Here is a 25,641-nt window from a genome sequence, read left to right on the forward strand (position 1 = left end):
TCTTCTATTTTCTCTTTTCAACTAGCTTCTGATTAAATCACCTTCAATTTTAGAAGCTTCAATAATCTGATGAATATCTGCGTCGATAACTTCTTTTTTGATATCTGCAAACTTCAAAAACTCAACATATACAATATCCAATTGTACTTTAGTAAGCTCGTAACCTACTTTTTTAGCACGGTAAGCCAAAGCAGCTCTTCCGCTTCTTGCTGTTAGAATAATTGAAGATTCATTTACACCCACATCAAGCGGATCCATGATTTCATAAGTTGCTCTGTTTTTGATCACTCCATCCTGGTGAATTCCTGAACTGTGTGCAAAAGCATTTGCTCCAACGATTGCTTTGTTTGGTTGCACAATCATTCCCATGCTTTCAGAAACCAAACGACTCATTTCGTTCAATTCTCTTGTATTAATGTTTGTATCTAAATTTAAGTATGGATGTTGTTTGAAAATCATAACTACTTCTTCAAGTGCTGTATTTCCGGCTCTTTCTCCAATACCATTAATAGTACATTCTATTTGTCTCGCTCCGTTTATAGCTCCTGCGATTGAGTTTGCAGTTGCCATTCCTAAATCATTATGACAGTGACATGAAAGGATTACGTTTTCGATTCCTTTTACGTTTTCTTTTAAATATTTGATTTTTGCTCCGTATTCTTCCGGTAAACAATATCCTGTTGTATCAGGGATATTTAAAACGGTTGCTCCGGATTTAATCACTTCTTCACAAACTTTTGCAAGGAAAGCGTTATCAGTTCTACCGGCGTCTTCTGCATAAAACTCAACATCTTCTACATAAGATTTTGCGTGAGATACAGCAAATTTTGCTCTGGCAATAATATCTTCTCTTGTGGTATTTAATTTATGGAGTATGTGAGATTCAGATGTTCCGATTCCTGTGTGGATTCTAGGTCTTTTTGCATGTTTTAAGGCAGCAGCAGCAACATCAATGTCGTTTTTTACAGCTCTTGTTAGTCCGCAGACGGTTGCATTTTCTACTATTTTACAAATCTCAGAGACCGATAAAAAATCGCCCGGACTTGACACAGGAAAACCTGCTTCGATGATATCAACTCCCATTTTGTCTAGTCGTTCTGCGATAACTAATTTTTGTTTAGTATCTAACTTACATCCTGGAACTTGTTCACCATCGCGCAAAGTGGTGTCAAAAATTTGAACTTTCTCTCTATTCATATTCATTTATTTAATGTAATTTCACATCTTGATAACAAATATATATTGTACTTTATCAGTATGAAATTCATTTTAATGAAATTATACTGCTTATAACACAATTTATAACGTATTAAACAACTAAAAACCAATAAGTTACACTATTATATTTTACAATGGCTAACCATCAAAAAGATTTCTTATTTGTATTAATAAAATCGCTTTCCAAATCTGAAAAAAGACAGTTTAAGATTTTTGCAAGCCGATTAGAAACGAGTTCAAATACTAAATTCATCGAATTATTTAATATTTTAGATAAATCTGAAACTTATGATGAAAAGCTGATTTTGAAGAACGGAATTATTAAAAAAGTTCAGCTATCTAACTTAAAATCATATCTGTACAAACAAATTTTAGTAAGCATTCGATTGAATATTCCGAGTCAGAATATTCGATATCAATTGCGTGAACAAATAGATTTTGCTGTTATTTTATATAATAAAGGATTGTATAAACAGAGTTTGAAAATTCTGGATAAAACAAAAATCATTGCGCTCGAAAATGATGAAAAATATATGGCGTATGAAATTGTAGAATTCGAAAAACTGATCGAATCACAATACATTACCCGAAGTATTCAGGGTCGTGCCGATGAATTGGTAATTCAGGCCAAAGAATTAAATTATCGAAATACAATTTCAAGCAAATTATCAAATTTATCGCTTCAGTTATACGGAATCATGCTTAAAACGGGTTATGTAAAAAGCGATGAGGAATATAAATATATAGATGATTATTTTAATAAGCATATCTCAAAATTAGACGAAAGCAAATTTGGATTTCGCGAAAAATACTGGTTTTATAATGCCAACTTATGGCGTAGTTTCCTGGTTCAGGACTTTTTAGCTAGTTATAAATATGCTTATAAATGGGTTACGTTATTTTATGATAATCCAAATATGATTTATCAGAATCCGGTATTTTTTCTAAAAGGGAATCATTACTTTTTAGAGTCTTTATATATGTTGAAATATAAATCGAATTTCAAGAAGTATTTATCGCTTTTGGAAGAAACGATTCATGATGATAAATTTCCTGTAAATGATAACATTGCATCGCTATCATTTCTATATATCTATAATAATAAACTGAATCTTCATATTCTGGAAGGAACGTTTGCCGAAAGCGAATATTTGATTCCTGAAATTTTAGATAAAATAAAACTACACAGTGAACATCTCGATGAACACCACGAAATGTTGTTTTATTATAAGATTGCATCGATTTATTTTGGAAATGAAAAGTATAATGAATGCATTCATTACTTAGATAAAATCATCAATAATAAAAACTTAACGATGCGTGAAGATTTAATGTGCTTTGCCAGACTTTTATCTTTAATTGCACATTATGAGTTAGGAAAAGATTATTATTTAGAAAATCATCTTAAAAGCACGTATAAGTTTCTGTTGAAAATGAATGATTTACATGAAGTTCAAAAAGAAATTATTAAGTTTTTAAGAAATCTGAATAGTTTTTATCCTGCTGATATTAAGAAAGAATTCAAAAAAATGCATGCCCGTTTTGTGGAGCTTGAAAAAAACACTTACGAAAAAAGAGCTTTTCTTTATTTAGACATTATTTCATGGCTTGAAAGTAAAATCGAAAACCGTAAGATTGCAGATATTATTAAGGAAAAAGCAAAATTGAATAGCCGATAAATTATTAATTTTCAATATAAAAGCCTGAAAAACAAAAATTTTTCAGGCTTTTTTTGTCATTTCGAGGAACGAGAAATCACACTAGAAACTCGACAAAGATTGACACTTTAATAACAGAATTACAAATGTGATTTCTCCTTCGTCGAAATGACACAACTTTGAAAATATACTATTTTCAAGAATCTTAGTTATTATCTGCAATAACAACAAACTGAAGTTCCTGGCTGACAAACATCTCCTCTGCCCGGCGTGTTAGAAATAACGCCTCCTGCTTCGCCACATAATATCCCGCATATATCAAGTTTAGGAACGCCTCCAAAAATTGACTTTTGAGCATTTTTACTTAGAATTTCAATGTTTTTTAGGTTTTTTAAATTTTTCATAATAGTTTGATTTGATTTGTTTTCCTACTCTTTAAGCTTTTCGGATTACGCTTTTAATCTATTGATTATAAAGTGTTAATCAACAGATTATTGTAAACTAAAAGTAAAAAATAAAATAATAATATTCGTACTTTTTTAGGGTTATTATTTAGGCTCTTTTGCATCTTTTGTGTCATTTCGACCGGAGGGAGAAATCACATCCAGAGAGCAACGAACTGTATATCTATTGCAGCGTTCTTAACGTTATGTGATTTCTCCCTCCGGTCGAAATGACACAACTTTGTCTACAACAAAAAAAATCCCAAACTCCATAAATTGGAATTTGGGATTTAAAAATTAGAATTTTATTTAATTTTTTTTACTCTACAATATTAGAACTCGTTACATAGAAGTTTTTATCAACTTCAATTTTTCGGTCTTCATTCGTTGTTTTCTCGGATTGCCATTCTGTTGTTGGTTTCAACCAGGTTTCAACGCCGTTAATTTTTACTTTTACCGGCATATCAAACTTCGCAACACAATTTGTCCAGTGATATCCTAAAGTTCCGTTTTTAAAGATGTATTCAAAAACAGGAATTTGTGTTGTTGTCAAATATTGGGCAAAAACTCTATTGAAGTTAATTCCTGACTGTGTGTTTATATAATCCTGAATTTGCTTAGAAGTTACAGTCTGATGGTAAAAAGTTTTGTTTAAACCTCTTAAAATCGATTTCCATTTAGCGTCATCATTTACAATTTGACGAATCGTATGCAACATATTTGCTCCTTTCGGATACATATCTCCAGATCCTTCATTATTAACATCATAATGCCCGATAATTGGAGCATCATTGTGAATGTTTTTTCTGCATCCAATTACATATTCTGCTCCGGCTTCTGTGCCGTAATAATATTCAACAAAAAGACTTTCAGAATAGTTTGTGAAACTTTCGTGAATCCACATATCTGCAATATCTTTATAGGTAATATTATTGGCAAACCATTCGTGTCCGGATTCGTGAATAATAATGAAATCAAATTTTAATCCCCAACCGGTTCCGCTTAAATCACGTCCTAAATAACCGTTTTTAAAACCATTTCCGTAAGTAACACTACTTTGGTGTTCCATTCCTAAATAAGGCGCTTCAACCAGTTTGTAGCTGTCTTCATAAAAAGGATAAGGTCCAAACCAGTTTTCAAAAGCTTTCAACATTTTTGGAGCATCTTTAAATTGTTCTTTTGCAATTGCCAGATTATCTCTTAAAACGTAGTAATTACAATCTAAATCGCCTTTTTCTCCTTTATATTTTTCAGAGAAATTAACGTAATCTCCAATATTTATGTTCACACCATAATTGTTAATTGGATTCGAAACATACCAATTAAACGTTTTTGTTCCGTCTTTTTCCTTCTTAACGCTTTGTAATCTTCCGTTAGAAACATCTGTTAAATCTCCCGGAACATTTACGCTAATCAGCATATTTTCTACTTCATCATACATGTGGTCTTTGTTTGGCCACCAAACACTCGCGCCCAATCCCTGACAAGAAGAAGCGATAAAATCTTTTCCGTTTTTATCTTTTTTCCATGTAATTCCACCGTCCCATGGCGGTTTGATTGCTTCTTTAGGTTTTCCTCCAAAAGAAATTACAATTTCTTTAGTTTCTCCAACTTTTTGTTTCGCGGTCAATTGAATAAAAAAGGCATTTCCGTCTCTTTCAAATTTCAATTCTTTTCCATCCTGCGTTACTTTATAAATTTGCATAGGTTGCTGCAAATCAATCTGCATTTTGTTATACTCTGTTAAAACAGTATATTTAACAGTATTAGATCCTGTAATCGTTTTTTCAGACGGATTTACTTTTACATCAAGATGATAGTATTTTAAATCCCACCAGGCTCTTTCTTTTGTAATGCTTCCGCGCAAAGTATCCTGATGTGTAAAAACCGTTTCAGACTTATTTAGAAGTCCTTGGGCATTGGTAGTAAAACAAACCAAAAAGGCAATAAAAAAGCCTCCAAAGTAATTTTTCATAATTGTAGAAATTTGAAATAATAGGGTATTTAATAGAACTTAGTCTTCACAAATGTAAACATTCGAATTAAATTTTTTAAAATTTTGTGATTTCTCTATAAAAAAACAAACCCAACAAATAGTATCATTTATTGGGCTTATTTTTCATTTGTAAGAAAATCTAATTAGTAATATTAAATTCTGTCACATAAAAGTTTTTATCAATGTCTAAAGTTGGTTTATCTCCTTTTGCATCTTCCGCTTTCCAGTCTGTTGTTGGTTTTAGCCAGGTTTCTACTCCATTTAAAGTTACTTTTAATGGCAAATCAAATTTTTCTACAGCGTTTATCCAATGATAAATTAACTTTTGATTTTTAAAGAAATATTCAAAAGTAGGAACCTGCGTTGTTCTTAAATACTGATCAAAAACCGGACTCAAATCTATTCCCGATTCTTTACTTATAAAATCTTCAATTTGTTTTGTAGTAACAGTTTGATGATAAAAAGTACTGTTTAAACCTCTTAATATCGATTTCCATTTTGCATCATCGTTTATAACCTGACGAATTGTATGAATCATGTTTGCTCCTTTTGGATACATATCTCCTGATCCTTCGGTGTTTACATCATAATAACCAATAATAGGTTTCTTGTTCGTAATCATTTTCCGAATACCTCTAACATATTCATTAGCAGCATCTTTTCCGTAATAATATTCAATAAAAAGAACTTCAGAATAGGTTGTAAAACTCTCATGAATCCACATATCAGCAATATCTTTATAGGTAATATTATTAGCAAACCATTCGTGTCCGGATTCGTGAATAATAATATAATCGAATTTTAATCCCCAGCCTGTTCCGCTTATATCAGTTCCGCTATGTCCATTTTTATAACCATTTCCGTAAGTAACACTACTTTGGTGTTCCATTCCTAAATAAGGTGCTTCAACCAGTTTGTAGCTGTCTTCGTAAAACGGATAAGGTCCAAACCAATTTTCAAGAGCTTTTAGCATTTTTGGCGCATCTTGAAACTGTTTTTTGGCAATTTCCAAATTATCCCTTAAAACATAATAATTACAATCTAAATCGCCTTTTTCCCCTTTATATTTTTCGGAGAAATTAACGTAATCTCCAATATTAATATTGACACCGTAATTATTAATTGGGTTCGAAACATACCAATTAAAAGTCTTTGTACCGTCTTTTTGTTTTTTAACGCTTTGTAATCTTCCGTTAGAAACATCCGTTAAATCTCCTGGAACATTTACGCTAATCAACATATTTTCTACTTCATCATACATATGATCCTTGCAAGGCCACCAAACGCTGGCGCCTAATCCCTGACAAGTTGAAGCTATAAAATCTTTTCCGTTTTTATCCTTTTGCCAAGTAAGTCCGCCATCCCACGGCGGTCTAACGGCTTCTTTCGGTTTTCCTCCATAAGAAATTACAATTTCTTTTGTTTCACCAATTTTTTGATTTTCAGTTAAATGAATGAAAAATGCGTTTCCATTACGGTCAAACTTCAATTCCTTACCGTTTTGCGTTACTTTATAAATTTGCATAGGTTCCTGCAAATCAATCTGCATTATATTGTTTTCAGTCAAAACAGTATAACGAACCGTATTAAATCCTGTAATGGTTCTTTCAGTTGGATTTACTTTTATATCAAGATGATAATATTTTAAATCCCACCAGGCTCTTTCTTTCGTAATACTTCCTCGTAAAGTATCCTGATGCGTAAAAACTGTTCCTGTCTTTTTAAGAAGTCCTTGAGCATTAGCAGTAAAGCCAATTAGAAAAGCTATTATAACACTTCCAACATATTTTTTCATCATTTATAAATTAAGTTTTGAATTAGTTATACTATTAGTATAAATTTTTAATTTATGTTACAAATTTGTATCCCTATACAATTGTTTTTTATTTTAGCTAAAATTTCCCGTTTTATGAAATGTAGCTCGCTTTTATACCTCTTAATATTTCTCTATTCAATAAATAATTATTCCCAGACATTTCCTGTTCATAAAACAAACGATAAAATAATTATTGACGGAGATTTAACCGATTGGAAAACACCTTTTTTAGGTCCGTTTGTAATTCATAATTCCGGAGAAAAAGCAACTCAAAATACAATGGTTTCACTTTCGTGGAATGATGAAAACCTCTATATCGCCTATATTTCAAATGATTCCAAGATTATTGGCGAATCAAAAATGAAAGATTCTGAAATATATAAAACAGACGATTTAGTTGAAATTTTTATAGATCCTGACGGCGATGGACAAAATTATGCAGAAATTGGAGTAAATGCTTTTTCAACAAATTATGATATGCTGATTAAATGTGTTTCTCCCGATTGTGGTGGTTGGAAAACCTCGACTAGTTTTAATATTTCAGGATTAGAAACCGTAAGCAAAATAACTCCCGAAGGTTTTTGTACCGAAATAAAAATTCCATTTTCAAGTCTTACTACTATTGAAAACGGCAATTTTGCAACACCCAAAACCGGAACAAAATGGAAGGCAAATGTTTTTAGAATCGATTACGGTAATATTACAGAATATCTTGCATTACAGCCTTATAAAAGTTTGAAATATGGGTTTCATCAACCACGGGAATTTGCCGTTTTTGAATTTGTGGAATAATTTTTAATCGTAAACTGAAACTAATTTTCAATTTCTTCAAAAACAACTTGCGAACTCTTATAATCTATAGGAATTTGTGGAACAAAGCATGGCAGATTCATAAAAGTACCAATAACTCCTGTGCCTAAAAACAGTTTATTTTCTTTTTTTAGTAAAGCTAACGGAATTCTTTTCCATTCTCCGCCATACGTTATAAAATGAAAATCACCTCGTAATGTATCACCTGTTATATTTCCTCTTACATCGCCGGAATCTTTTCCAATTCTGTAATGAGATATTTCATAACGTCCGTAAAAGCGCTTATCACTTATATTAATAGCTAAAACGGCTGTGTCTTTATTATTTATAGCGCGATATAAAACTTGTTTGTAGCCCTTTTTTTCGTCTTTAGAATTACAGGAAACTATTGTAGTTAAAATTAATAGCAGAAATAGAAAAGATTTTACATTCATAATAAAGTTTTTTTAAACCATATAAGTAATATAAGTTCATTTAAAATAAAACTTAGAATTTCTTATATCACTTATATGGTTAAACTAATTTTTGTATTATATTTTTTTCTAAATTTAAAGAAAAAACATGGCAGATAGAGATATTTTTTTAAAAGAATTCAGAGGCGATACTTTAGGAACCGTTAGTGCTCAGTCTTCTGCAGATGAGCTGTTCCAAAATCAGACGATTAGGCCTATTTTAAAACTTCAAAATGATTTATTTATAGCCGTTTTCATTAACTATGTAAATAAAAACAAAGCCGATTTTTATTCGTATACCGTCGAAAAGAAAATTCAAACCATCGAAAATTCCATTCAGAAAGATATTAAGTTCCGTAATTCTTTAAAAGGAATTGTGATGGCGCTTTTTACTATTCAGGAATATGATACTTATATTCAAAACTCCTCCAGTTTAAACAAAAGAATGATGAATTTATTAATTGATCGTTTGAAAAGCCAGATTCAGTTGTTTGAAGTTGAACCGAATTTGGAATAGTTTTTTATTTTACATGTCAATTCTATAAATATGGATAACAGTTTTACTAAAGTTATGTCTAATAAGACTGACGAAGAATTAATTACAATCGTGACAGTAAATCGCAATAAATATCAAGAATTGGCTATTGAAGCTGCAGAAAAAGAAATTGATATACGAAAAATTGATGAATTTAAATTCCAGGCAATATCTGTAAAACTTGAAAATGAAAAGAAAATAACTCAGAAGATTGAGAATAATTCTGTTGGTTCTCGAATTCGTTTTCTGAATTTTGTTATTGATTTTATAATTGTATTTATTCTTTTCTTATTCATTGTTCCTGTAATTGAAACGTTTCTGCCTTTAATAAGCAGACTTGAACGTTCAATTTACAGAATTGGTTCGCTGATAATTTTCATGTCACTTTATTATATTCCTTTTGAGTATAAATATCAAAAAACTGTTGGAAAAATTGTAACTAGAACTAAGGTTGTAACTTTAGAAAACAATAAACCAGAACTTATAGATGTTATTAGCAGAACATTTTGCCGATTAATTCCTTTTGACAGATTCTCATTCTTATATTCCAGAAATGGTTTTCATGATGTAATTTCTAGAACTAAAGTAATAAAAGGATAATGTTCAATCAATTCAGAAATAAATTCCCTTTAACTGATGAAAAATGGATTGAATACACCAACTATTTCAATCGAATTGAAGTTCCTGCCAAAACGATTCTTTTAGAAGAAGGAGAAATTTCAAAAAAGTTATTTATTATTGAAAAAGGCTGTATCAGAGTTTGGTTTAATAATAATGGAAAAGATCTTACAACACAATTCTTTTTTGAAAATCAAAGTGTGGCTTCGATTGAAAGTTTTATGAAAAAATCGCCAAGTCCGGTTGTTGTTGAAACCATTGAAGCTTCTGTTTTATGGTGGATTCACAAAAATGATTTGGATAAAATTCTGGAAGAAATCAAGGAAATTCCGGAGTTGAGAGAGCGATTAATCAATATGCTTTTTCAGCGTACATTCGATTATATGAAATATTTTGTTTCTTTTATAAAAGACTCTCCTACTCAGCGTTATCTTAATTTAGTTGAAGAAAGACCTCAAATCATTCAGCGCGTTCCGCAACATTATATTGCTTCTTATCTTGGCGTAAGTACCGTTCATTTAAGCCGTATAAAAAGTAAATTGCTTCAGAAAAAATAATCAATTGTATTTGATAACAAATGTTATCGTTTGCCCGTAAACTGCTGTATAATTTTGCTTCATAAAATTTAATAATTATGAAAGCAGCAGTAATTTATACAAAAGGCGAAATGCCAAAGTATGCAGAATTTCCGGAACCAATTATAGAAAATGAGAATGAAGTTTTAATTTCGGTTAAAGCAGTTGCCATTACAAATTTGGATAAAGGAAAAGCCAGCGGGAAACATTATTCATCTGAAAATGAAAACCAAAACGGATTTGTTGTTGGCAGCGATTGTATTGGCTTATTAGAAAACGGAACAAGGGTTTATGCTCGCGGAATCAGCGGAACAATTGCCGAAAAAGCAGTTGTTGAGAAAAACAGAATGGTTCAATTGCCCGACGGAATTAGTAACGCAACGGCCGCAGCAATGCCAAATGCAGTGGCGGGCTCTGCAATGGCTCTGAGATTTAGATCCGGAATAAAACCAGGAGAAACGGTTTTAATAAACGGTGCAACTGGTTTTACAGGTCAAATAGCGATTCAGATTGCGAAACATTATGGCGCGAAGAGAATCATTGTTACCGGAAGAAATGAAAATACACTTCAGGAGCTTTTAAAATTAGGTGCAGATGAAATCATTTCGCTTAAACAAGATGATGAAACTATTGTAAAACAAATTCAGGCAATTCATAAGGAAACTCCAATCGATATTGTTTTAGATTATTTGTGGGGACATTCTGCAGAGCTTATTTTTTCTGTTTTAAAAGGAAATGGAAATTTTACTCCTAAAACGCGATATGTCTCAATTGGTGCTATGTCTGGTGATATCATTCAATTGTCAGCAAGTATCTTAAGAAGCGTTGATTTGCAGTTATCAGGTTCTGGTTTAGGAAGCTGGACTAAAGACGAAGTGAAATTATTGTTTTCAGAAATACTTCCCGAAATGTTTCTTTTAGCCGCTCAAAATAAATTGAAGGTTAATATCGAAGAATTTCCTTTATCTGATATTGAAAAAATATGGAATACTGAAGTTTCAGACGGTAAACGATTAGTTGTTACAATCTAAAAAAGAAAAAGGTTTGACGAAATAGTTTTTCGTCAAACCTTTATTATTTGTTTTCAATTAGTTTTTTAGGCGCGTATCCAAATAATTTCTTGAAGGCAAACGAAAAATGAGATAAATCTTCAAAACCTAAATCCAGATAAATATCGGATGGTTTTTTGTCTTTTTTCTCAATTAAAAAATAAGCTTCTTCTAATCGTTTTTTTACCAGCCAATGACTTGGCGTACTATTAAAAATTTTGCCAAAATCTCTTTTAAATGCTGATAAACTTCGGCCAGTTAAATAGGCAAAACGTTCTACAGTAACATTAAATCTGAAGTTTTTAAGCATAAATTCTTCTAAATTAATTTTTTCAGGAATACTAAAATCAAAGAAAATATCTGCTAATTCAGGTTTCATTTTTAAAAGAATCATCATCAATTCTTCGCGTTTTATGTCAGCAAAAGTTTCATCTATGACTCCGGTTTGGTTATAATACGGCGATAAAGATTGTATGAAATTCGGAATTAATTCGTTCTTTTCGAGCGCTATAAAAGGTTCCGTTGGTCGGATATTTGAACTTAAAATTCTGAATTTATCTTTTATCTTTTTTAGAAATTTCTCATCAAAAATGATTACAACTTTTTCAAATTCATCATTTTCCTTTTGCTTATTGTAACGCGCTAAATAATTTTTACGAATAAGACAATAATCACCCGAATTTAAAGTGTAGTTTTTACTGCCGTCATATCCAATTACGGTTCCTTTTGCGAGATACAGAAAAAAATGCTCGGCAATAAACTGTTCAGGCGAAATTTCAGGCCCAATATAACATGATTTTATTTCAGTTATTTTCATTAGTTGCGATAATAAAATTAGTTAACACCTTCCCACCAGTGTTTAAATTGCTGTTTATTATTACTTAAATCTACTTGTTCTCCAATCATTGGCGTAACTAAACGGTAGGATTTGTTTTTTGATAATTCTGTGATTTTTTTCAAAGGTTCATCCCAGGCATGTTTTCCCAACGTAAACTTTGAATGATGCACTGGAATCATATTTTTTGCGCCCAAATCTAAAGTAGCCTGCATTACTTCTTCCGGTAAATTATGTACAGATTGCCAGGCTTTATCATATTGTCCGCATTCCATAACAGCCCAGTCGATTGGTCCAAATTTTTTACCTATTTCTTTAAATCTATTATCATAACCACCGTCTCCGCTAATATAAATTTTAAGATTCGGGGTTTTTATCAAATACGACATCCATAAACTCTGACCGCGTGTAAATCCTCTTCCGGATTCGTGATGAGAGCTTTCAGTAAAAATAGTAAAGTTATTGTCGATTTCTATTTTTTCATTCCAGTCCTTTTCTATGATTTGTTTCGCATTATACCCCCAATGTTCAAAGTGTGCTCCCACTCCAAGTCCGCAAACAACATGTTTTACTTTATCTTTTAAAGCTAAAATCGTTTCGTAATCGAGATGGTCATAATGATCGTGCGAAATGAATAAATAATCAATTACCGGCATATCTTCGGCAGTATAAATATCGCTTCCTTTATAAGCACGAACTCCCCAAGGCAATGGTGAAGCTTTTCCGCTAAAAACAGGATCGATTAATATTCTTTTACCATCAACCTGAATAAAAACAGAAGAATGTCCAAACCAAACCATCGCGTTCGAATTTAAAGGAATATTTTTCAAATCCGTTTTTATGGAAGGCAATGAATCTGAAGGTTCTCTTCGCGGATAATCTTTAAAAACTGTTTTATACAATTCTCCCCAAAGCGAATATCCTTTTGCAAGCGTTGGCGTTTCTACGATATTATGAAATCTTCCATCTTTATAATGAACCGATTTTTCAATTCGGGAAAGCCTTTCTCCCGAAGGAGTTTCGCCAAACTGAGGTTGTTTTAAATAGACAAAAGTTGCAATTGCCAAAATAACAACAAGCAGAAGAAGACTAATCATGATTCTTTTTACTATTTTAAAAAATTTCTTCATTAACTGTTATTTTGCTGCAATTTTAATATCCTCAATTTCAAGTATATTTTTAGGATATCCTTTGTTTACATTGTTTATCATTGCCTGTCCAACTTCCTTAAGTGTTAATGATAATCTTTTTGGCAATAGAATAAGGAATAAGAAAATTATAGGCTTAAAAAAGGTTTTTACATTCTTTTGTTCCTTGAATGGTTTCATGAATCCCGGTCTGTAATTGTAAACGCCTTTAAAAGGTAATTTTATTAAATCATTTTCGGTTTTTCCTTTCACTCTCGCCCACATTATTTTTCCTTTTTCAGAACTATCGGTATGAGTTCCTGATACATAAGTAAAAACCATATCAGGATTTAAAGAAGCTAATTTACCCGCAAAATATATTGTTGTATCATAGGTTACTTGAGTGAATTTTTCTTCATTCATTCCTACAGAACTAATGCCGGCACAATAAAAGCAGGCGTCATAACCTGTAAGTTCACTAGTAAAAGATTCCAGATTCATAAAATCAGGAACAATTAATTCTGCCAATTTTGGATGTTTTAATGGAGATGATTTTCTATTAACCATTAAAACTTTTTCTACAGCGCTGTTTTCTAAGCATTCTAACAAAACACCTTCTCCCACCATTCCTGTTGCGCCTGTAATAATTACTTTCATATCTTTTTGTTTTAAATTTTTAGTGTTCCAAATTGAAACAGACTTTCTGCAGATGCCAATAATGCTTCCTCGCTAGTTCTTGGTTTCCAGTCTAAAATTGTTTTTGCTTTTTGATTGCTTGAGTTTTTAATTTTATTTAACTGAGGCACAATATTTTTGACTTTATCATTAAATAAAGCAATAATTATCACCGCCCAATTGGGTAAAATTCTAGTGGATACTTTAATCGCTCTATTTCCTAATTTGCTTTTTAAAAGATAAGCAATTTGCGGCAACGAAATTATTTCGCCTGCAAAAGCCAAAAAGCGCTGACCATTTGCTGCCGGATTTGTCATGGCGCGCAAATGTAAATCTGCAACATCACGAACGTCTACAATTCCGAAAGAAATCTTGGGAATAAATTTCATTGAACCGTCAAGCATTTGTTTTAAAACCTCAAAACCACTTGATATATCAGGCCCTAATGACGGACCAAAAATTCCCATCGGATTAATTACCGTAAGTTCTAATCCGTTTCCTTCTGCAGCAATAAAATCCCAGGCTGCTTTTTCGGCTAAAGTTTTTGATTTTAAATAAGCCGATAGCGTTTTATCAGTTGGGTCTGTCCAACATTCTTCGGTGATTAAAGTAGTAGGATCAGTGTGGCTATAACCAACAGCTGCAAAAGAAGAAGTTAAAACGACTCTTTTTACGCCCGCTTTTTTTGCAGCTTTCAAAACGCGAATTGTTCCTTCTACAGCAGGTAAAATAACTTCGTTTTCATCTTTTGGAATGGCTAATGAAATTGGGGTTGCAACATGAAGTATATAATCACAACCTTTAGCAGCTTCATCCCAATTATCATCTTTGGAAAGATTGGTTTCTATAAAAGATAAATTTTCAAAAGAAGTTATCCCGCCTGTTTTTAGCATGTTTATTACTTCGTCTTGTCTGTTCATCGAACGAAGTGTGGTTTTTACAATGTAGCCTTGTTCAAGCAATTGTAAAATACAATGTATACCAACAAAGCCGGAACCGCCTGTAACCAAAACTGTTTTTGCATGATTTAAATTCATATCCATAATTTTATGGTACAAATTTCATTATAAAAACAGTTCGTAACTTTGTTATAAAGTCCAAAATTACTTTGTTGTATGGTTCAGATTTAAACGAATAAAAAAACGGACCTAAAAATTAAAAATCTTTAAGTCCGTATTTTCTAATTGCTACGCGATTTATTTTAAGTCAAACGCCTTTTAGCATTATCAAAACTATATTTCTTATGTGTTTAAAATCAAATTAATAAGCTAGTAATTCTTTTAAAACCTGCTCAAAACGATTTTTTGGTAAAAACTGATCTTCCAGCGCTTTTGTAAACGGAATTGGAGAATCTAAACTGGCTACTCTTTTTACCGGAGCATCAAGATATTCAAAACATTCTTCCATAATTAAAGCCGAAATATCACTTGCAATACCGCCAAACAAAGTATCTTCCTGATAAATAATAACTTTCCCTGTTTTTTTAACCGAAGCAAAAATCGTTTCCGTATCTAAAGGCTGTAAAGTTCTTAAATCTATTAAGTCTGCTTCTATTTCCGGATTTTCAGCTAAAGTTTCCAAAGCCCAATGAACCGGAGCTCCAAAAGAAATAATCGTAACTGCATTTCCTTCTTTTATTAAAGCAGCTTTTCCTAACGGAATCGTATAATAATCTGTTGGTACATCTTGATAAACACTTCTGTACAATTGTTTGTGTTCAAAAAACAATACAGGATTCGGATCGTTGATTGAGGTATTTAATAATCCTTTGGCATCATAAGGAAATGCCGGGTAAACTACTTTTAAACCTGGCGTTTTGGTAAACCACGCTTCATTTGTTTGTGAATGAAAAGGTCCAGCCTGAGTTCCGCCTCCGCAAGGCATTCGAACCACAACATCCGCTTTCTCTCCCCAACGATAATGTGATTTGGCTAATAAATTTACAATCGGATTAAATCCTGTAGAAACAAAATCAGCAAATTGCATTTCGACAATGGCTTTGTAACCATTAATCGATAATCCCATTGCGGTTGAAACCACTGCACTTTCGCAAATTGGTGTATTACGAACACGATCTTTTCCAAAAACTTCTACAAAACCTTCTGTAATTTTAAAAGCGCCTCCATATTCTGCAATATCCTGTCCCATAATAACAAGATTCCTGTGAAGTTGCATAGATTGCTCTAAACTAGTTTTAATGGCATCTATAAAACGGATATTTTTAATATCTGCCGAAGGAATAATTTGCTCATATTGAAAAGGTTTGTATACGTCGTCTAATTCTCCACTATAAGTAGGAACAATTTCTTGCTCATCATTGGCAATAGCCAAATTTTCGTCTATTTCCTGTTTGATTTCGGCTCTTAAAATAGCATCATCTTCTTCTGAAAGGATTCCCTGATCGAGCAAAAACATTCTGTAATTATCAACAGGATCTTTTGTAGCCCAGGTTTTCATTGTATCTTCCGGTACATATTTAATACCACTTGCCTCTTCATGGCCACGCATCCTGAATGTTTTAAATTCTAATAAAACAGGACGTGGATCTTCCTGCATGTGGGCTTTTAACTGTTTTATTTTATGATAGACTTCAAGAATATTATTTCCATCAATAATATAACTGTCAATGCCGTATCCAACCCCTTTATCAGCAAGGTTTTCGCATAAATATTGTTCGTTTGTTGGCGTGGAAAGTCCGTAGCCATTATTTTCAATAACAAACATTACAGGCAATTTCCAAACTGCAGCAATATTAAGCGCTTCATGAAAATCTCCTTCACTTGTAGCGCCTTCTCCGGTAAAAACAGCTGTTACTTTTTTATTTTTTTGAAGTTTATCAGCTAAAGCAATTCCGTCTGCGATTCCCAATTGTGGTCCCAGATGCGAAATCATTCCAACAATATTATATTCCTGGGTTCCAAAATGAAAACTACGATCCCTGCCTTTTGTAAAACCATTTGCTTTTCCCTGCCATTGCGAAAAAAGGCGGTGCAAAGGAATATTTCTTGTTGTAAAAACACCAAGATTTCTATGCATTGGCAATACATATTCAGATTCTTCTAAAGCGGCAGTAATACCAACAGCAATCGCTTCCTGTCCTATTCCCGAAAACCATTTTGAAACTTTACCCTGCCGAATAAGAATAAGCATCTTTTCTTCGATCAAACGAGGTTTTAAGATTTTCTTATAAAGGTCTAGTAATTCATTATTGGTTAGGTCTTGTCTGTAAAAGATCATTTTAGTTTTGATTTATTGTTTTCAAATATATAAAAATATAACAATTTTAACATTATTTGTTAAATAATTTTAAATCGTTATTGTTAGTTATAATAAAAATAAAAAAATAATCTTACCTTTTTTATTTTAATAAAACCGAGGTCAAAGATAGCAGTATATTTTTATCTGAAATTAAAATTTATACTAATTTATTTACAAAATAATAGGTGTAAATTTCACAATAATTAAAAATTACGCTCCATAAATTAGCTTAAAAAGTGCATTAAAAAGTAAATTTTATGGTAAAATTTAAAATTCAAAACTAAAATATTATCTACCTTTGTTATTATAAGGATTTAAAATTCTTCTTTTAAAACAAAAAATGTAAAGTATGCAAAACATTCCTAGTGTAGACTTACGTGATTTCCTTTCGGGCGACCCGGAACGTAAACAAAAATTTGTAAATGAAATCGGCAGTGCATTTGAAAACATTGGCTTCGTAGCCCTAAAAGGTCATTTTCTTGATGATCAGTTGGTAGACGAACTTTATAGCGAAATTCGAAAATTTTTCGCTTTGCCAGTAGAAACTAAGCATAATTATGAAATTCCCGGAATTGGCGGTCAAAGAGGTTATGTTTCTTTTGGAAAAGAACATGCTAAAGGACGTAAAGAGGGAGATTTAAAAGAGTTTTGGCATTTTGGGCAGTATGTTGACAAAGATTCAAAATACGCTTCAGAATACCCTGAAAATGTTGAAGTAAAAGAGTTGCCACATTTTAATGCTGTTGGTAAAGAAGCGTATCAAATGCTTGAAAAAACAGGTGTTTATGTGTTAAGAGCTTTGGCTTTGCATTTAGGTTTAGATGAGTTTTATTTTGATGAATATGCAAAAGACGGAAACTCAATTTTAAGACCAATTCATTATCCGCCAATTACTTCTGAGCCAGAAAATGCCATTCGTGCAGCGGCTCACGGAGATATTAACCTTATCACGCTTTTGATGGGCGCGCAAGGTAAAGGATTACAAGTTCAAAATCATGATGGAGAATGGATTGATGCTATTGCCGCAGATGATGAATTAGTGATTAATGTGGGCGATATGTTGTCAAGACATACCAATAACAAACTAAAATCGACAATTCATCAGGTTGTAAATCCTCCAAGAGAATTATGGGGAACTTCTCGTTATTCAGTTCCGTTTTTTATGCATCCTGTAAGCGATATGCGCCTGGATTGTTTAGAAAATTGTATTGATGCTGAAAACCCTAAGAAATTTGAAGATATTACTGCGGGCGATTATTTATACGAACGTTTGGTAGATTTAGGTTTAATAAAAAAATAAGAACTTAAATAAATTCTAAATTTAAAATTCCAAATTCCAAACTTACATTGGAATTTGGAATTTAATTTTTAAAAGCCTTAACGGTTAGGATTTATGTTTTAGAATAAAAAAAATATGGACTTACAAGATCAATTAAAAAATTTGTTTCCGGATCATGTCGAATCAAATGAGCCTGAAGAAGTTCAGGAACAGGAACATGTACTTTATGTTCAAAAAGAGCCGATGATTTGCAAATTCGAAAAACGAAAAGGAAAAGCGACAACTATAATCGAAGGTTACGAAGGAAGCGATGAAGATTTTAAAATTCTTGCTAAAGAAATTAAAACCAAATTAAGCGTTGGCGGAACTTTTAAAGACGATTCAATCATCATTCAGGGTGATTATCGCGATAAAATTATGGCTATTTTAAAAGAAAAAGGATTTAAAACAAAAAGAGTCGGCGGATAAAAAAGTTTCCTGTTTAAGGTTTCATGTTTCAAGTTGTTTGCAGACCTTAAAAAGAAGCGCCACAAGCTTCTACAAAAACCTTAGAACCTTAGCACCTCAGAACCTTAGTACCTTAAAAAAAAATGATACAAAACTCAGAATTAATACTTAACCCAGACGGAAGTGTTTATCACTTAAATCTTCTTCCTGAACATATTGCCAACGATATAATTTTTGTTGGAGACCAAAACAGAGTAGAAAAAATCACTCAGTTTTTTGATTCAATTGAATTTTCTACTCAAAAGAGAGAATTTAAAACCCAAACCGGAATTTATAAAGGAAAACGTATTTCAGTTATGTCAACCGGAATTGGACCTGATAATATTGATATTGTTTTAAATGAATTGGATGCGTTGGTAAATATTGATTTAAAAACCCGTTTGCCAAAAGAAAACCTTACTTCCTTGAATATCATCAGAATTGGAACTTCGGGTTCTTTGCAGGCTGATATTCCCGTGGATAGTTTTGTAATGTCTAAATTTGGTTTAGGATTAGACAATATGCTTCGTTCCTATTTAATTGATGAAGTTTCGCAAGATGCTCTTGAAGATGCTTTTATCGTGCACACGAATTGGGATATTCGAAAAGGAAGACCTTACGCAATTCCGTGTTCAGAGAAATTAGAAAAAATTATTGAATCTGATAAAATATTTAAAGGAATTACAGCAACTGCAGGAGGATTTTACGGTCCGCAAGGGCGTGTTTTACGTTTGAATATTCAGGATCAGGAATTAAACAATAAAATGGATAATTTTAATTTTAATGGCGAAAGAATTACTAACTTAGAAATGGAAACGGCCGCTATTTACGGACTTTCTGCGCTTTTAGGACATAATGCGTTGTCATTGAATGCTATTATTGCCAATCGTGCTTCGGGAACTTTTAGTGAAGATCCGTATAAAGCGGTTGATGAATTGATTACTTATACATTGAATAAACTTTCAAGCACTAAATAATGCAAAACGCAATTTTTAAATTTGAGAAATTACTAAATGACAATGTCAATTATTTTTCAACGTTAAAAAATGAAGTTTTAGAAGCTAAAGTTCCGGGAAAATGGTCAAAAAAAGAAATCCTGGGACATTTAATAGATTCAGCGATTCATAATTTGGTTCGTTTTACAGAAATAAATTATGTAGAAAAGCCTTATCAACACAGGCCATACAACCAAATAGATTTAGTAAATTTGAATGAATATCAAAAGATGGATATTACTGAATTGACAACGTTGTGGTTTTCAATAAATAAACAAATTGTCAGAATCATGAAATCTGTTGATAAAGAAGCTTTAGATTATAAAATTCTTTTGAGTGATCAGTCTGTAATGGATTTAAGATTTCTGATGATTGATTATGTAGAACATTTAGAACATCATATCAATCAAATAAAATCCTGAATTATGTTTTTAAGAGTGGCAAGACATACCAATAATTTAGAGAAAATAGAAAATTTCTATGTCGATATTTTAGGTTTTGAACGTTTGGGAGGTTTTCAAAATCATAACAATTATGATGGCGTTTTTATTGGAAAATCAGGTTTAGACTGGCATTTTGAATTTACGCAATCTGAGGCAAAAGCAAATCATACGTTTGATGAAGATGATGTTATTGTGCTTTATCCCAAAACAATTTTAGATTATAATGAATTAATAAATAAACTTTTACGAAACAACATTTCAACTATAACTGCAATTAATCCTTTTTGGAATGAAAACGGGAAAATGTTCCAGGATCCTGACGGTTATCGAATTGTTGTATCACCATTAAAAGCAGTAATAAGCGAGATTGAATAATGGCAGAAACACACAAAAAAATCCTATTTAGATATTATAGTGATTTATTAGAAGATACGGTTGTAGAAACGATGTGGGGAGAAATTATCGACTTAGAAAAAGGATATTTCAAACTAGATAATATTCCATTTTTTGGGCCTTTAATCGCAACAGACGATATTTTCTTTGCAGAATATGACGAAACAGAACAAACTCTGGTTTATAGAAAAACAATAGAAAGTTTCGGAAATTCAATTCTTCAGGTTGTAATTTTAGAAAAAGGCTTTGACAAAGAAATAATCAGAGAAAAACTGAAAGAAATTAACTGTCTCTCAGAAGGATTAAATGATACTTTATTTGCTGTTGAAGTCGTAAGAGAGATCGATTATTCGATTGTAAAAAGTATTTTGCTTGAATATGAATCAATTTCTGTAATCGAATTTGCAGAACCTTGCCTTTCAGAAAAACACAGAGCTGATTTATTAAAAAATTAAGCCCATGAGTAAATGCATAAAAAATATAATTAAACACATAGAAATATAGATTTTATGTTTTTGAAAAAAGTAAATCAAAAAGAAACTCGTTTCTCACACATAGTCCCGAAGCATCGGGATGAATTAATGCAAGTGAAACGCCTTTATTGAGTCCAATAATTCTATGTTTCTATGTGTTAAAATAATTATACCCAACAGATTAAAAAATTAAAAATATAAACAACAAACAAACTTATATTACGCATACCAAACAAACTTAAACTTAAACCTAATGAAAACTGTAAAAATTGTTGGTGTTCCCGAACACTTCAATTTGCCATGGCGTATATCGATCGAAAATGGCGAATTTGAAGCTGAAAACATTGATTTACAATGGAAAAATATTCCGGAAGGAACAGGAAAAATGTGTCAGATGCTTCGTGACGGAGAAGCTGATATTGCTGTTATTCTGACGGAAGGAATTGTAAAAGATATTATTGCGGGAAATCCAAGTAAAATTGTTCAGATTTATGTGCAATCTCCTTTAATCTGGGGAATTCATGTGGCTGCAAAATCTGATTTTCAAACTATAAAAGATCTCCAAAACAAAAAAGTTGCTATTTCAAGACGAGGTTCCGGATCTGAACTAATGGCTTATGTAAATGCCAATGAGCAAGGCTGGAAAACTGATGATTTAGAATTTGAAATCGTAAACACAATCGACGGTGCTGTTGAAGCATTAACCAACGGAACTGCGGATTATTTTATGTGGGAGCATTTTATGACCAAACCTCTTGTAGATCAGGGAATTTTTAGAAGAGTTGGCGACTGTCCTACTCCGTGGCCATCGTTTGTAATTACGGTTCGTGACGAATTTTTGAAAAAGAATCCAAAAACAATCGAAAAAATCCTGGAAGTAATCAATAAAACAACACACGATTTTGCCCAGATTCCGGATATTGATAAAACATTAGCAGAGCTTTTTAATCAGAAACTTGAAGATATTCAGGAATGGCTGAAATTAACGCAATGGTCACAAAAACATTTAAACGAAAAAGCATTCGATAAAATTCAAAATCAATTATTTGATCTCGGAATTATTGATAAAAAAAGTACTTTTGTAGAAACGGTAAAAGCACTGTAAATTCTGCTTTTTGATTCTTATGATAAAAATTCCTAAAATTGACTTTCCGCAATTAAAATCCAGATTACAGGTGAAATCACCCTGGGACAGGATTATTATTTCGCTGTTAAGTCTTTTGATAACAATTCCGGTATTTATCATTCTGCATCAAAATTTAATAGACTTAGAATGGCCTTTTAATTTAGATCGTGTATTTATTTTCATCTTTGTTTTTACGGCCATTTTTTTCCTTTTAATGTATTTGCGAACTATTATTATTGTTTGTATTGCGGTTTACTTATTGGTTTTGGTTTACGGATCTGTTATTGGAAATTATGGTTTCAATGAGATTTCTGAAGATTACAATTCGATGATTTATACCATGTCAGACAATCCGTATCCTCAGGATATTATTGTGGCAAAATTGCTTCCGTTTCCAAATAAATCATTAATTCTTAGTGCTATAGAATATCAGAATCCAAAAGTTCGGAATTTTGCTATTATGGCCACAACAAAGCATTTTAAAGGCATAAAAGGCTATTCTGATTATAGAACTACAATACAATGTTTTGCTGTTTTTAAAGAAATCAACAGCCGTTGGAATTATGTCAATGATCCGAAAGAAGGCGATTATATTGCTACTGCCAGTGAATCGTTAGAATATTTTTCCGGCGATTGCGACGATCATTCTATTTTAATGGCCGCTGCAATTCGATCTATCGGAGGAACTCCACGACTTATTCATACCAAAGGTCATATTTATCCGGAAATACTAATTGGTTCTTTAATCGACTTAGAAAAGGTTAATTATTTGATTAAGAATGTGCTTTTTGTAAAAGAAAGTTACAAACAAAAACTGCATTATCATATTGATGAACGCGGTCAGGTTTGGCTAAATCTAGATTATACGGCCAAATATCCCGGCGGCCCGTTTATGTATGAGGAGATTTTGGGAGCTTTAACGCTTAACTAAGGTTCTGAGGTGCTAAGTTGCTAAGGATCTGAGGTTTCATTTTTAACCCTGAATAGTGCTGTTTTATTGGACTGTTGCTTTAATTTATAACTTTTTTCTTCTATATATTTGATTTTTAGATTTTTAATTAAAAATAATTTTGTAAATTTCTGTGGTCTAACCTTAATCAAAAAACCATGAAAAAATCTAAATTATTTATCTTTGGAATTGCATTTTTGTTTGTATTAATTGTTTCATGCCAAAAACGAGGAAAATTGGTAAATTCCTGGAAGGTTACCGCCGTCGAAGCAAAAATTCCACTTTCAGATTCTGCAAAAAATGTAATTTTAACCAACGGAACACTAACGTTTACAAAAGACGGACATGTAACTGGATATTTGCAGAGCGAAATAAATAATGGAACATACGCCTTAACAAAAGGAGGAAAAAGTTTAGTAATTAAAGATGAAACCGGAACGCCATATCCTTGCGAAAGTACGATAACAGAAGATGAGCTTGTACTTGATAGTAAAGAAATGAAATTAACACTCAAAAAAATATAATCACGACTAAATCAAAAGTCTCATTTTGTATCGAAATGACACAATCCATAAAAAAGCTTTGTCAGAGTTTTAAACTTTGACAAAGCTTTTTTTTTTGACATTAACTTTTCTATGAATGCTTCAACATCTTAAAAACGTACTCTTTATAACTGGCGCCAATAGGAATTTCGATTTTTCCAATTTCGACATCATAAGCCGTAAATGCGGTAATGTTTTTTAAGTTGATAATAAACGAGCGATGAATTCTAAGAAAACTTTTATCCTGCAATTCTATTTCAATATCACTTATTTTATATTTGGCCGTAAGTTTAACGTCATCTTTTTGATGTACAACAATATAATCTTTTACGCTTTCTATATATAAAACGGAATCAATATTTATTTTATTAAATTTCGGGCCATTTTTAATATAGATAAAATCTTCCTGCGCAGGCGTAATAACCTTATTGTTTACTGGCCCGCTTATTCTTAAATAACGATCAGTTGCTTTAAAAAAACGATCGAAAGTAATGGGTTTTAAGAGATAATCTACAATTTCGAGTTCATAACTTTCTAAAGCATATTCACGATAAGCAGTTGTAAAAATAACGGCTGGCGGATTTTTTAAGGTTTTTAAAAAATCAATTCCCGTAATCTGAGGCATTTTAATATCCAAAAATAAAAGGTCTACTGCAGTTGTTCTAAGTACTTCAGCAGCTTTTAAAGCATTTGGGCAAGTGCCAACAACTTCTAAATAGTCTAATTTACTAATATGATTTTGCAATAAACTTATCGCTAAAGGCTCGTCGTCGACTAATAAACACTTTATTTTCATGGGTTAGGCTAAGTTATATTCAGTTGCAAGATTAATTTTTAAATGCGCCGTAAAATCTTTTTCAGTTTTAATAACATTAAAAGTATAATTTTCAGGATAAATTTTGTCAAGTTGCTGAATGATATTATTCAATCCAATTTTTCCACTTTCAGCTTCAATATCAATTTCATTAATGGTATTCCTAATTACAAATTCAAAAGAATTATTCAGCAATTTTAGATCGATTTCAATAATTGGCGAACTGCCTGTATCCTCTCCTGCCCCATGTTTAAAAGCATTTTCAACCAAAGAAAGTAAAATCAAAGGCGCAATAGATCCGTTATGATCTACAGAATGGTTAAAAATCACACTCAGGCGATCGTCATAGCGTAATTTTTCAAGAGAAATATAATTGTTAAGCAACGTTATCTCTTGTGAAATTGGCACATAAGTACTGCTGCATCGGTACAAAATACAATCTAATATTTCAGATAAAACCGCAATCGATTTTGATGTAATTGGAGAATTTATAATAGAAAGCGAATAAATATTATTAAGCGTATTAAACAGAAAATGAGGATTTAACTGCGCTTTTAAAATTTTCAATTCCGTTTCGGCTTTTTGTTTTTGAAGTAATAATGCCTTTTTCTGAATCAGATATTGGTCTTTTATCATTTTTATAAAAACGAAAAACATAGATAACGAAAAAATATGCAAAAAATAAGACCCAAACAAAGTTGGTAAATCAGTCAGGATTTCGCTAATAGGTTCCTGATTAAAAGGCGGTGTACGTACAAAAGGCTCTAAACAATAAATCATTGCTATTCTGGCAATTATTGAAATAAAATAAGAGGCAATAATAAATTCTACCCAAACCCACATGTGTTTTTGAGGCGCCATTAAACGGGGTAAAATTCTATACGACAAAAAATAAGCGCCTGCAATCGAAAATACCTCATAATATACCGTATACAATATATCAATCCGTAATTCTTCTGGATTAGAGGAAGTATTTTTACTAAAGAACATAATAAAAATAGACGTCCAAAAAATGGCGTGCGCGCTCAGTCTGTGAGCCGTAGAGAAGTTTAAGAGTTTTTCGAATGGTGTCATAT

The 25,641-nt window shown here is 31.9% G+C and carries 27 protein-coding genes; 15 read left to right on the top strand and 12 right to left on the bottom strand.

All coding sequences use genetic code 11. The features are described 5' to 3' along the window. Window positions 1–21: 21 nt before the first annotated feature. Window positions 22–1,197 (bottom strand): 2-isopropylmalate synthase, encoded by a 1,176-nt coding sequence (locus GKZ86_RS06415; protein ID WP_154782271.1) that lies wholly within the window; start codon window positions 1,195–1,197, stop codon window positions 22–24. Window positions 1,198–1,352: 155 nt separating this feature from the next. On the opposite strand from GKZ86_RS06415, the gene GKZ86_RS06420 reads away from it, so the two are divergent. Beyond that, window positions 1,353–2,897, top strand: coding sequence for a hypothetical protein (locus GKZ86_RS06420; protein WP_154782272.1), 1,545 nt, complete (start codon window positions 1,353–1,355; stop codon window positions 2,895–2,897). A gap of 191 nt (window positions 2,898–3,088) precedes the next feature. Here the strand turns inward: GKZ86_RS06420 and GKZ86_RS06425 are convergent, their stop codons facing one another. The 3 genes from GKZ86_RS06425 to GKZ86_RS06435 all read right to left on the bottom strand — a co-directional run bounded on the left by GKZ86_RS06425 (window position 3,089) and on the right by GKZ86_RS06435 (window position 7,110). Then, the gene (locus GKZ86_RS06425; RefSeq protein WP_154782273.1) at window positions 3,089–3,280 is read right to left on the bottom strand and encodes a hypothetical protein; all 192 of its coding nucleotides are present in this window, start codon (window positions 3,278–3,280) and stop codon (window positions 3,089–3,091) included. A gap of 358 nt (window positions 3,281–3,638) precedes the next feature. Continuing rightward, window positions 3,639–5,294: a M1 family metallopeptidase gene (locus GKZ86_RS06430; protein ID WP_154782274.1), complete on the bottom strand. Its 1,656-nt coding sequence runs from the start codon at window positions 5,292–5,294 to the stop codon at window positions 3,639–3,641. A 160-nt stretch (window positions 5,295–5,454) separates the two neighbouring features. After that, window positions 5,455–7,110 (bottom strand): M1 family metallopeptidase, encoded by a 1,656-nt coding sequence (locus tag GKZ86_RS06435; RefSeq protein WP_154782449.1) that lies wholly within the window; start codon window positions 7,108–7,110, stop codon window positions 5,455–5,457. A gap of 114 nt (window positions 7,111–7,224) precedes the next feature. Between GKZ86_RS06435 and GKZ86_RS06440 the strand changes: the two genes are divergently transcribed. Continuing rightward, window positions 7,225–7,923 carry a carbohydrate-binding family 9-like protein gene (locus GKZ86_RS06440; RefSeq protein WP_154782275.1) on the top strand — a complete coding sequence of 233 codons (699 nt, stop codon included), beginning with the start codon at window positions 7,225–7,227 and terminating at the stop codon, window positions 7,921–7,923. 20 nt (window positions 7,924–7,943) lie between these two features. Here GKZ86_RS06440 and GKZ86_RS06445 read toward each other — a convergent pair whose 3' ends face one another. Further along, a complete protein-coding gene (locus GKZ86_RS06445; protein WP_154782276.1) occupies window positions 7,944–8,375 on the bottom strand; it encodes a hypothetical protein in 432 nt (143 codons plus the stop codon). Between the two features lie 127 nt (window positions 8,376–8,502). On the opposite strand from GKZ86_RS06445, the gene GKZ86_RS06450 reads away from it, so the two are divergent. The 4 genes from GKZ86_RS06450 (at window position 8,503) to GKZ86_RS06465 (ending at window position 11,152) form a co-directional block, all read left to right on the top strand. Then, on the top strand, window positions 8,503–8,910 hold the full coding sequence (locus GKZ86_RS06450; protein ID WP_154782277.1) for a glyoxalase: 408 nt from the start codon (window positions 8,503–8,505) through the stop codon (window positions 8,908–8,910). A gap of 54 nt (window positions 8,911–8,964) precedes the next feature. Further along, window positions 8,965–9,528, top strand: a complete 564-nt coding sequence (locus GKZ86_RS06455) for an RDD family protein (protein ID WP_228526543.1) — start codon at window positions 8,965–8,967, stop codon at window positions 9,526–9,528. After that, complete coding sequence (locus tag GKZ86_RS06460; protein ID WP_154782279.1) at window positions 9,528–10,103, top strand: Crp/Fnr family transcriptional regulator; 576 nt, start codon at window positions 9,528–9,530, stop codon at window positions 10,101–10,103. The genes GKZ86_RS06455 and GKZ86_RS06460 overlap by 1 nt, the downstream gene beginning before the upstream one ends. A gap of 77 nt (window positions 10,104–10,180) precedes the next feature. Next, window positions 10,181–11,152 (top strand): zinc-binding alcohol dehydrogenase family protein, encoded by a 972-nt coding sequence (locus GKZ86_RS06465; RefSeq protein WP_154782280.1) that lies wholly within the window; start codon window positions 10,181–10,183, stop codon window positions 11,150–11,152. A 43-nt stretch (window positions 11,153–11,195) separates the two neighbouring features. Here the strand turns inward: GKZ86_RS06465 and GKZ86_RS06470 are convergent, their stop codons facing one another. The 5 genes from GKZ86_RS06470 to GKZ86_RS06490 form a co-directional block, all read right to left on the bottom strand. Next, window positions 11,196–11,987, bottom strand: a complete 792-nt coding sequence (locus tag GKZ86_RS06470) for an AraC family transcriptional regulator (RefSeq protein ID WP_154782281.1) — start codon at window positions 11,985–11,987, stop codon at window positions 11,196–11,198. A gap of 17 nt (window positions 11,988–12,004) precedes the next feature. Further along, window positions 12,005–13,135: an MBL fold metallo-hydrolase gene (locus GKZ86_RS06475; RefSeq protein ID WP_154782282.1), complete on the bottom strand. Its 1,131-nt coding sequence runs from the start codon at window positions 13,133–13,135 to the stop codon at window positions 12,005–12,007. A gap of 6 nt (window positions 13,136–13,141) precedes the next feature. Then, window positions 13,142–13,789, bottom strand: coding sequence for an NAD-dependent epimerase/dehydratase family protein (locus tag GKZ86_RS06480; RefSeq protein ID WP_154782283.1), 648 nt, complete (start codon window positions 13,787–13,789; stop codon window positions 13,142–13,144). A gap of 11 nt (window positions 13,790–13,800) precedes the next feature. Further along, entirely contained in the window at window positions 13,801–14,844 is a 1,044-nt protein-coding gene (locus GKZ86_RS06485; protein ID WP_154782284.1) for an aldehyde reductase, read from the bottom strand. 223 nt (window positions 14,845–15,067) lie between these two features. After that, the gene (locus tag GKZ86_RS06490) at window positions 15,068–17,044 is read right to left on the bottom strand and encodes a thiamine pyrophosphate-dependent enzyme (RefSeq protein ID WP_154782285.1); all 1,977 of its coding nucleotides are present in this window, start codon (window positions 17,042–17,044) and stop codon (window positions 15,068–15,070) included. Between the two features lie 370 nt (window positions 17,045–17,414). On the opposite strand from GKZ86_RS06490, the gene GKZ86_RS06495 reads away from it, so the two are divergent. The 9 genes from GKZ86_RS06495 to GKZ86_RS06535 all read left to right on the top strand — a co-directional run bounded on the left by GKZ86_RS06495 (window position 17,415) and on the right by GKZ86_RS06535 (window position 23,733). After that, the gene (locus GKZ86_RS06495; protein WP_154782286.1) at window positions 17,415–18,365 is read left to right on the top strand and encodes an isopenicillin N synthase family oxygenase; all 951 of its coding nucleotides are present in this window, start codon (window positions 17,415–17,417) and stop codon (window positions 18,363–18,365) included. Window positions 18,366–18,479: 114 nt separating this feature from the next. Then, window positions 18,480–18,812 carry a translation initiation factor gene (locus GKZ86_RS06500; RefSeq protein WP_154782287.1) on the top strand — a complete coding sequence of 111 codons (333 nt, stop codon included), beginning with the start codon at window positions 18,480–18,482 and terminating at the stop codon, window positions 18,810–18,812. A 122-nt stretch (window positions 18,813–18,934) separates the two neighbouring features. Continuing rightward, window positions 18,935–19,807: a nucleoside phosphorylase gene (locus GKZ86_RS06505; RefSeq protein WP_154782288.1), complete on the top strand. Its 873-nt coding sequence runs from the start codon at window positions 18,935–18,937 to the stop codon at window positions 19,805–19,807. Next, on the top strand, window positions 19,807–20,247 hold the full coding sequence (locus GKZ86_RS06510; protein WP_154782289.1) for a DinB family protein: 441 nt from the start codon (window positions 19,807–19,809) through the stop codon (window positions 20,245–20,247). The genes GKZ86_RS06505 and GKZ86_RS06510 overlap by 1 nt, the downstream gene beginning before the upstream one ends. Window positions 20,248–20,250: 3 nt before the next feature. Then, complete coding sequence (locus tag GKZ86_RS06515; protein ID WP_154782290.1) at window positions 20,251–20,643, top strand: VOC family protein; 393 nt, start codon at window positions 20,251–20,253, stop codon at window positions 20,641–20,643. Further along, complete coding sequence (locus GKZ86_RS06520; protein ID WP_154782291.1) at window positions 20,643–21,116, top strand: DUF4265 domain-containing protein; 474 nt, start codon at window positions 20,643–20,645, stop codon at window positions 21,114–21,116. Before GKZ86_RS06515 ends, GKZ86_RS06520 begins: the two co-directional genes overlap by 1 nt. Window positions 21,117–21,387: 271 nt before the next feature. After that, window positions 21,388–22,239 carry a substrate-binding domain-containing protein gene (locus GKZ86_RS06525; protein WP_154782292.1) on the top strand — a complete coding sequence of 284 codons (852 nt, stop codon included), beginning with the start codon at window positions 21,388–21,390 and terminating at the stop codon, window positions 22,237–22,239. 19 nt (window positions 22,240–22,258) lie between these two features. Beyond that, the gene (locus GKZ86_RS06530; protein ID WP_154782293.1) at window positions 22,259–23,191 is read left to right on the top strand and encodes a transglutaminase; all 933 of its coding nucleotides are present in this window, start codon (window positions 22,259–22,261) and stop codon (window positions 23,189–23,191) included. A gap of 176 nt (window positions 23,192–23,367) precedes the next feature. Then, entirely contained in the window at window positions 23,368–23,733 is a 366-nt protein-coding gene (locus GKZ86_RS06535) for a hypothetical protein (RefSeq protein WP_154782294.1), read from the top strand. Between the two features lie 109 nt (window positions 23,734–23,842). Here GKZ86_RS06535 and GKZ86_RS06540 read toward each other — a convergent pair whose 3' ends face one another. Together GKZ86_RS06540 and GKZ86_RS06545 are read right to left on the bottom strand one after the other, a co-directional pair. Beyond that, window positions 23,843–24,547, bottom strand: a complete 705-nt coding sequence (locus GKZ86_RS06540) for a LytTR family DNA-binding domain-containing protein (protein ID WP_154782295.1) — start codon at window positions 24,545–24,547, stop codon at window positions 23,843–23,845. 3 nt (window positions 24,548–24,550) lie between these two features. Further along, complete coding sequence (locus GKZ86_RS06545) at window positions 24,551–25,639, bottom strand: sensor histidine kinase (protein WP_154782296.1); 1,089 nt, start codon at window positions 25,637–25,639, stop codon at window positions 24,551–24,553. Window positions 25,640–25,641: the final 2 nt, after the last annotated feature.

Origin of the sequence: Flavobacterium sp. LC2016-13, assembly GCF_009707955.1 — a bacterium.
Taxonomy (GTDB): Bacteria; Bacteroidota; Bacteroidia; order Flavobacteriales; family Flavobacteriaceae; genus Flavobacterium.

Bases quoted from the DNA above. Each gene is read 5' to 3' on its own strand.
- GKZ86_RS06415 (WP_154782271.1), bottom strand. From the start codon at position 1,197: ATGAATAGAGAGAAAGTTCAAATTTTTGACACCACTTTGCGCGATGGT.
- GKZ86_RS06420 (WP_154782272.1), top strand. From the start codon at position 1,353: ATGGCTAACCATCAAAAAGATTTCTTATTTGTATTAATAAAATCGCTT.
- GKZ86_RS06425 (WP_154782273.1), bottom strand. From the start codon at position 3,280: ATGAAAAATTTAAAAAACCTAAAAAACATTGAAATTCTAAGTAAAAAT.
- GKZ86_RS06430 (WP_154782274.1), bottom strand. From the start codon at position 5,294: ATGAAAAATTACTTTGGAGGCTTTTTTATTGCCTTTTTGGTTTGTTTT.
- GKZ86_RS06435 (WP_154782449.1), bottom strand. From the start codon at position 7,110: ATGAAAAAATATGTTGGAAGTGTTATAATAGCTTTTCTAATTGGCTTT.
- GKZ86_RS06440 (WP_154782275.1), top strand. From the start codon at position 7,225: ATGAAATGTAGCTCGCTTTTATACCTCTTAATATTTCTCTATTCAATA.
- GKZ86_RS06445 (WP_154782276.1), bottom strand. From the start codon at position 8,375: ATGAATGTAAAATCTTTTCTATTTCTGCTATTAATTTTAACTACAATA.
- GKZ86_RS06450 (WP_154782277.1), top strand. From the start codon at position 8,503: ATGGCAGATAGAGATATTTTTTTAAAAGAATTCAGAGGCGATACTTTA.
- GKZ86_RS06455 (WP_228526543.1), top strand. From the start codon at position 8,965: ATGTCTAATAAGACTGACGAAGAATTAATTACAATCGTGACAGTAAAT.
- GKZ86_RS06460 (WP_154782279.1), top strand. From the start codon at position 9,528: ATGTTCAATCAATTCAGAAATAAATTCCCTTTAACTGATGAAAAATGG.
- GKZ86_RS06465 (WP_154782280.1), top strand. From the start codon at position 10,181: ATGAAAGCAGCAGTAATTTATACAAAAGGCGAAATGCCAAAGTATGCA.
- GKZ86_RS06470 (WP_154782281.1), bottom strand. From the start codon at position 11,987: ATGAAAATAACTGAAATAAAATCATGTTATATTGGGCCTGAAATTTCG.
- GKZ86_RS06475 (WP_154782282.1), bottom strand. From the start codon at position 13,135: ATGAAGAAATTTTTTAAAATAGTAAAAAGAATCATGATTAGTCTTCTT.
- GKZ86_RS06480 (WP_154782283.1), bottom strand. From the start codon at position 13,789: ATGAAAGTAATTATTACAGGCGCAACAGGAATGGTGGGAGAAGGTGTT.
- GKZ86_RS06485 (WP_154782284.1), bottom strand. From the start codon at position 14,844: ATGAATTTAAATCATGCAAAAACAGTTTTGGTTACAGGCGGTTCCGGC.
- GKZ86_RS06490 (WP_154782285.1), bottom strand. From the start codon at position 17,044: ATGATCTTTTACAGACAAGACCTAACCAATAATGAATTACTAGACCTT.
- GKZ86_RS06495 (WP_154782286.1), top strand. From the start codon at position 17,415: ATGCAAAACATTCCTAGTGTAGACTTACGTGATTTCCTTTCGGGCGAC.
- GKZ86_RS06500 (WP_154782287.1), top strand. From the start codon at position 18,480: ATGGACTTACAAGATCAATTAAAAAATTTGTTTCCGGATCATGTCGAA.
- GKZ86_RS06505 (WP_154782288.1), top strand. From the start codon at position 18,935: ATGATACAAAACTCAGAATTAATACTTAACCCAGACGGAAGTGTTTAT.
- GKZ86_RS06510 (WP_154782289.1), top strand. From the start codon at position 19,807: ATGCAAAACGCAATTTTTAAATTTGAGAAATTACTAAATGACAATGTC.
- GKZ86_RS06515 (WP_154782290.1), top strand. From the start codon at position 20,251: ATGTTTTTAAGAGTGGCAAGACATACCAATAATTTAGAGAAAATAGAA.
- GKZ86_RS06520 (WP_154782291.1), top strand. From the start codon at position 20,643: ATGGCAGAAACACACAAAAAAATCCTATTTAGATATTATAGTGATTTA.
- GKZ86_RS06525 (WP_154782292.1), top strand. From the start codon at position 21,388: ATGAAAACTGTAAAAATTGTTGGTGTTCCCGAACACTTCAATTTGCCA.
- GKZ86_RS06530 (WP_154782293.1), top strand. From the start codon at position 22,259: ATGATAAAAATTCCTAAAATTGACTTTCCGCAATTAAAATCCAGATTA.
- GKZ86_RS06535 (WP_154782294.1), top strand. From the start codon at position 23,368: ATGAAAAAATCTAAATTATTTATCTTTGGAATTGCATTTTTGTTTGTA.
- GKZ86_RS06540 (WP_154782295.1), bottom strand. From the start codon at position 24,547: ATGAAAATAAAGTGTTTATTAGTCGACGACGAGCCTTTAGCGATAAGT.
- GKZ86_RS06545 (WP_154782296.1), bottom strand. From the start codon at position 25,639: ATGACACCATTCGAAAAACTCTTAAACTTCTCTACGGCTCACAGACTG.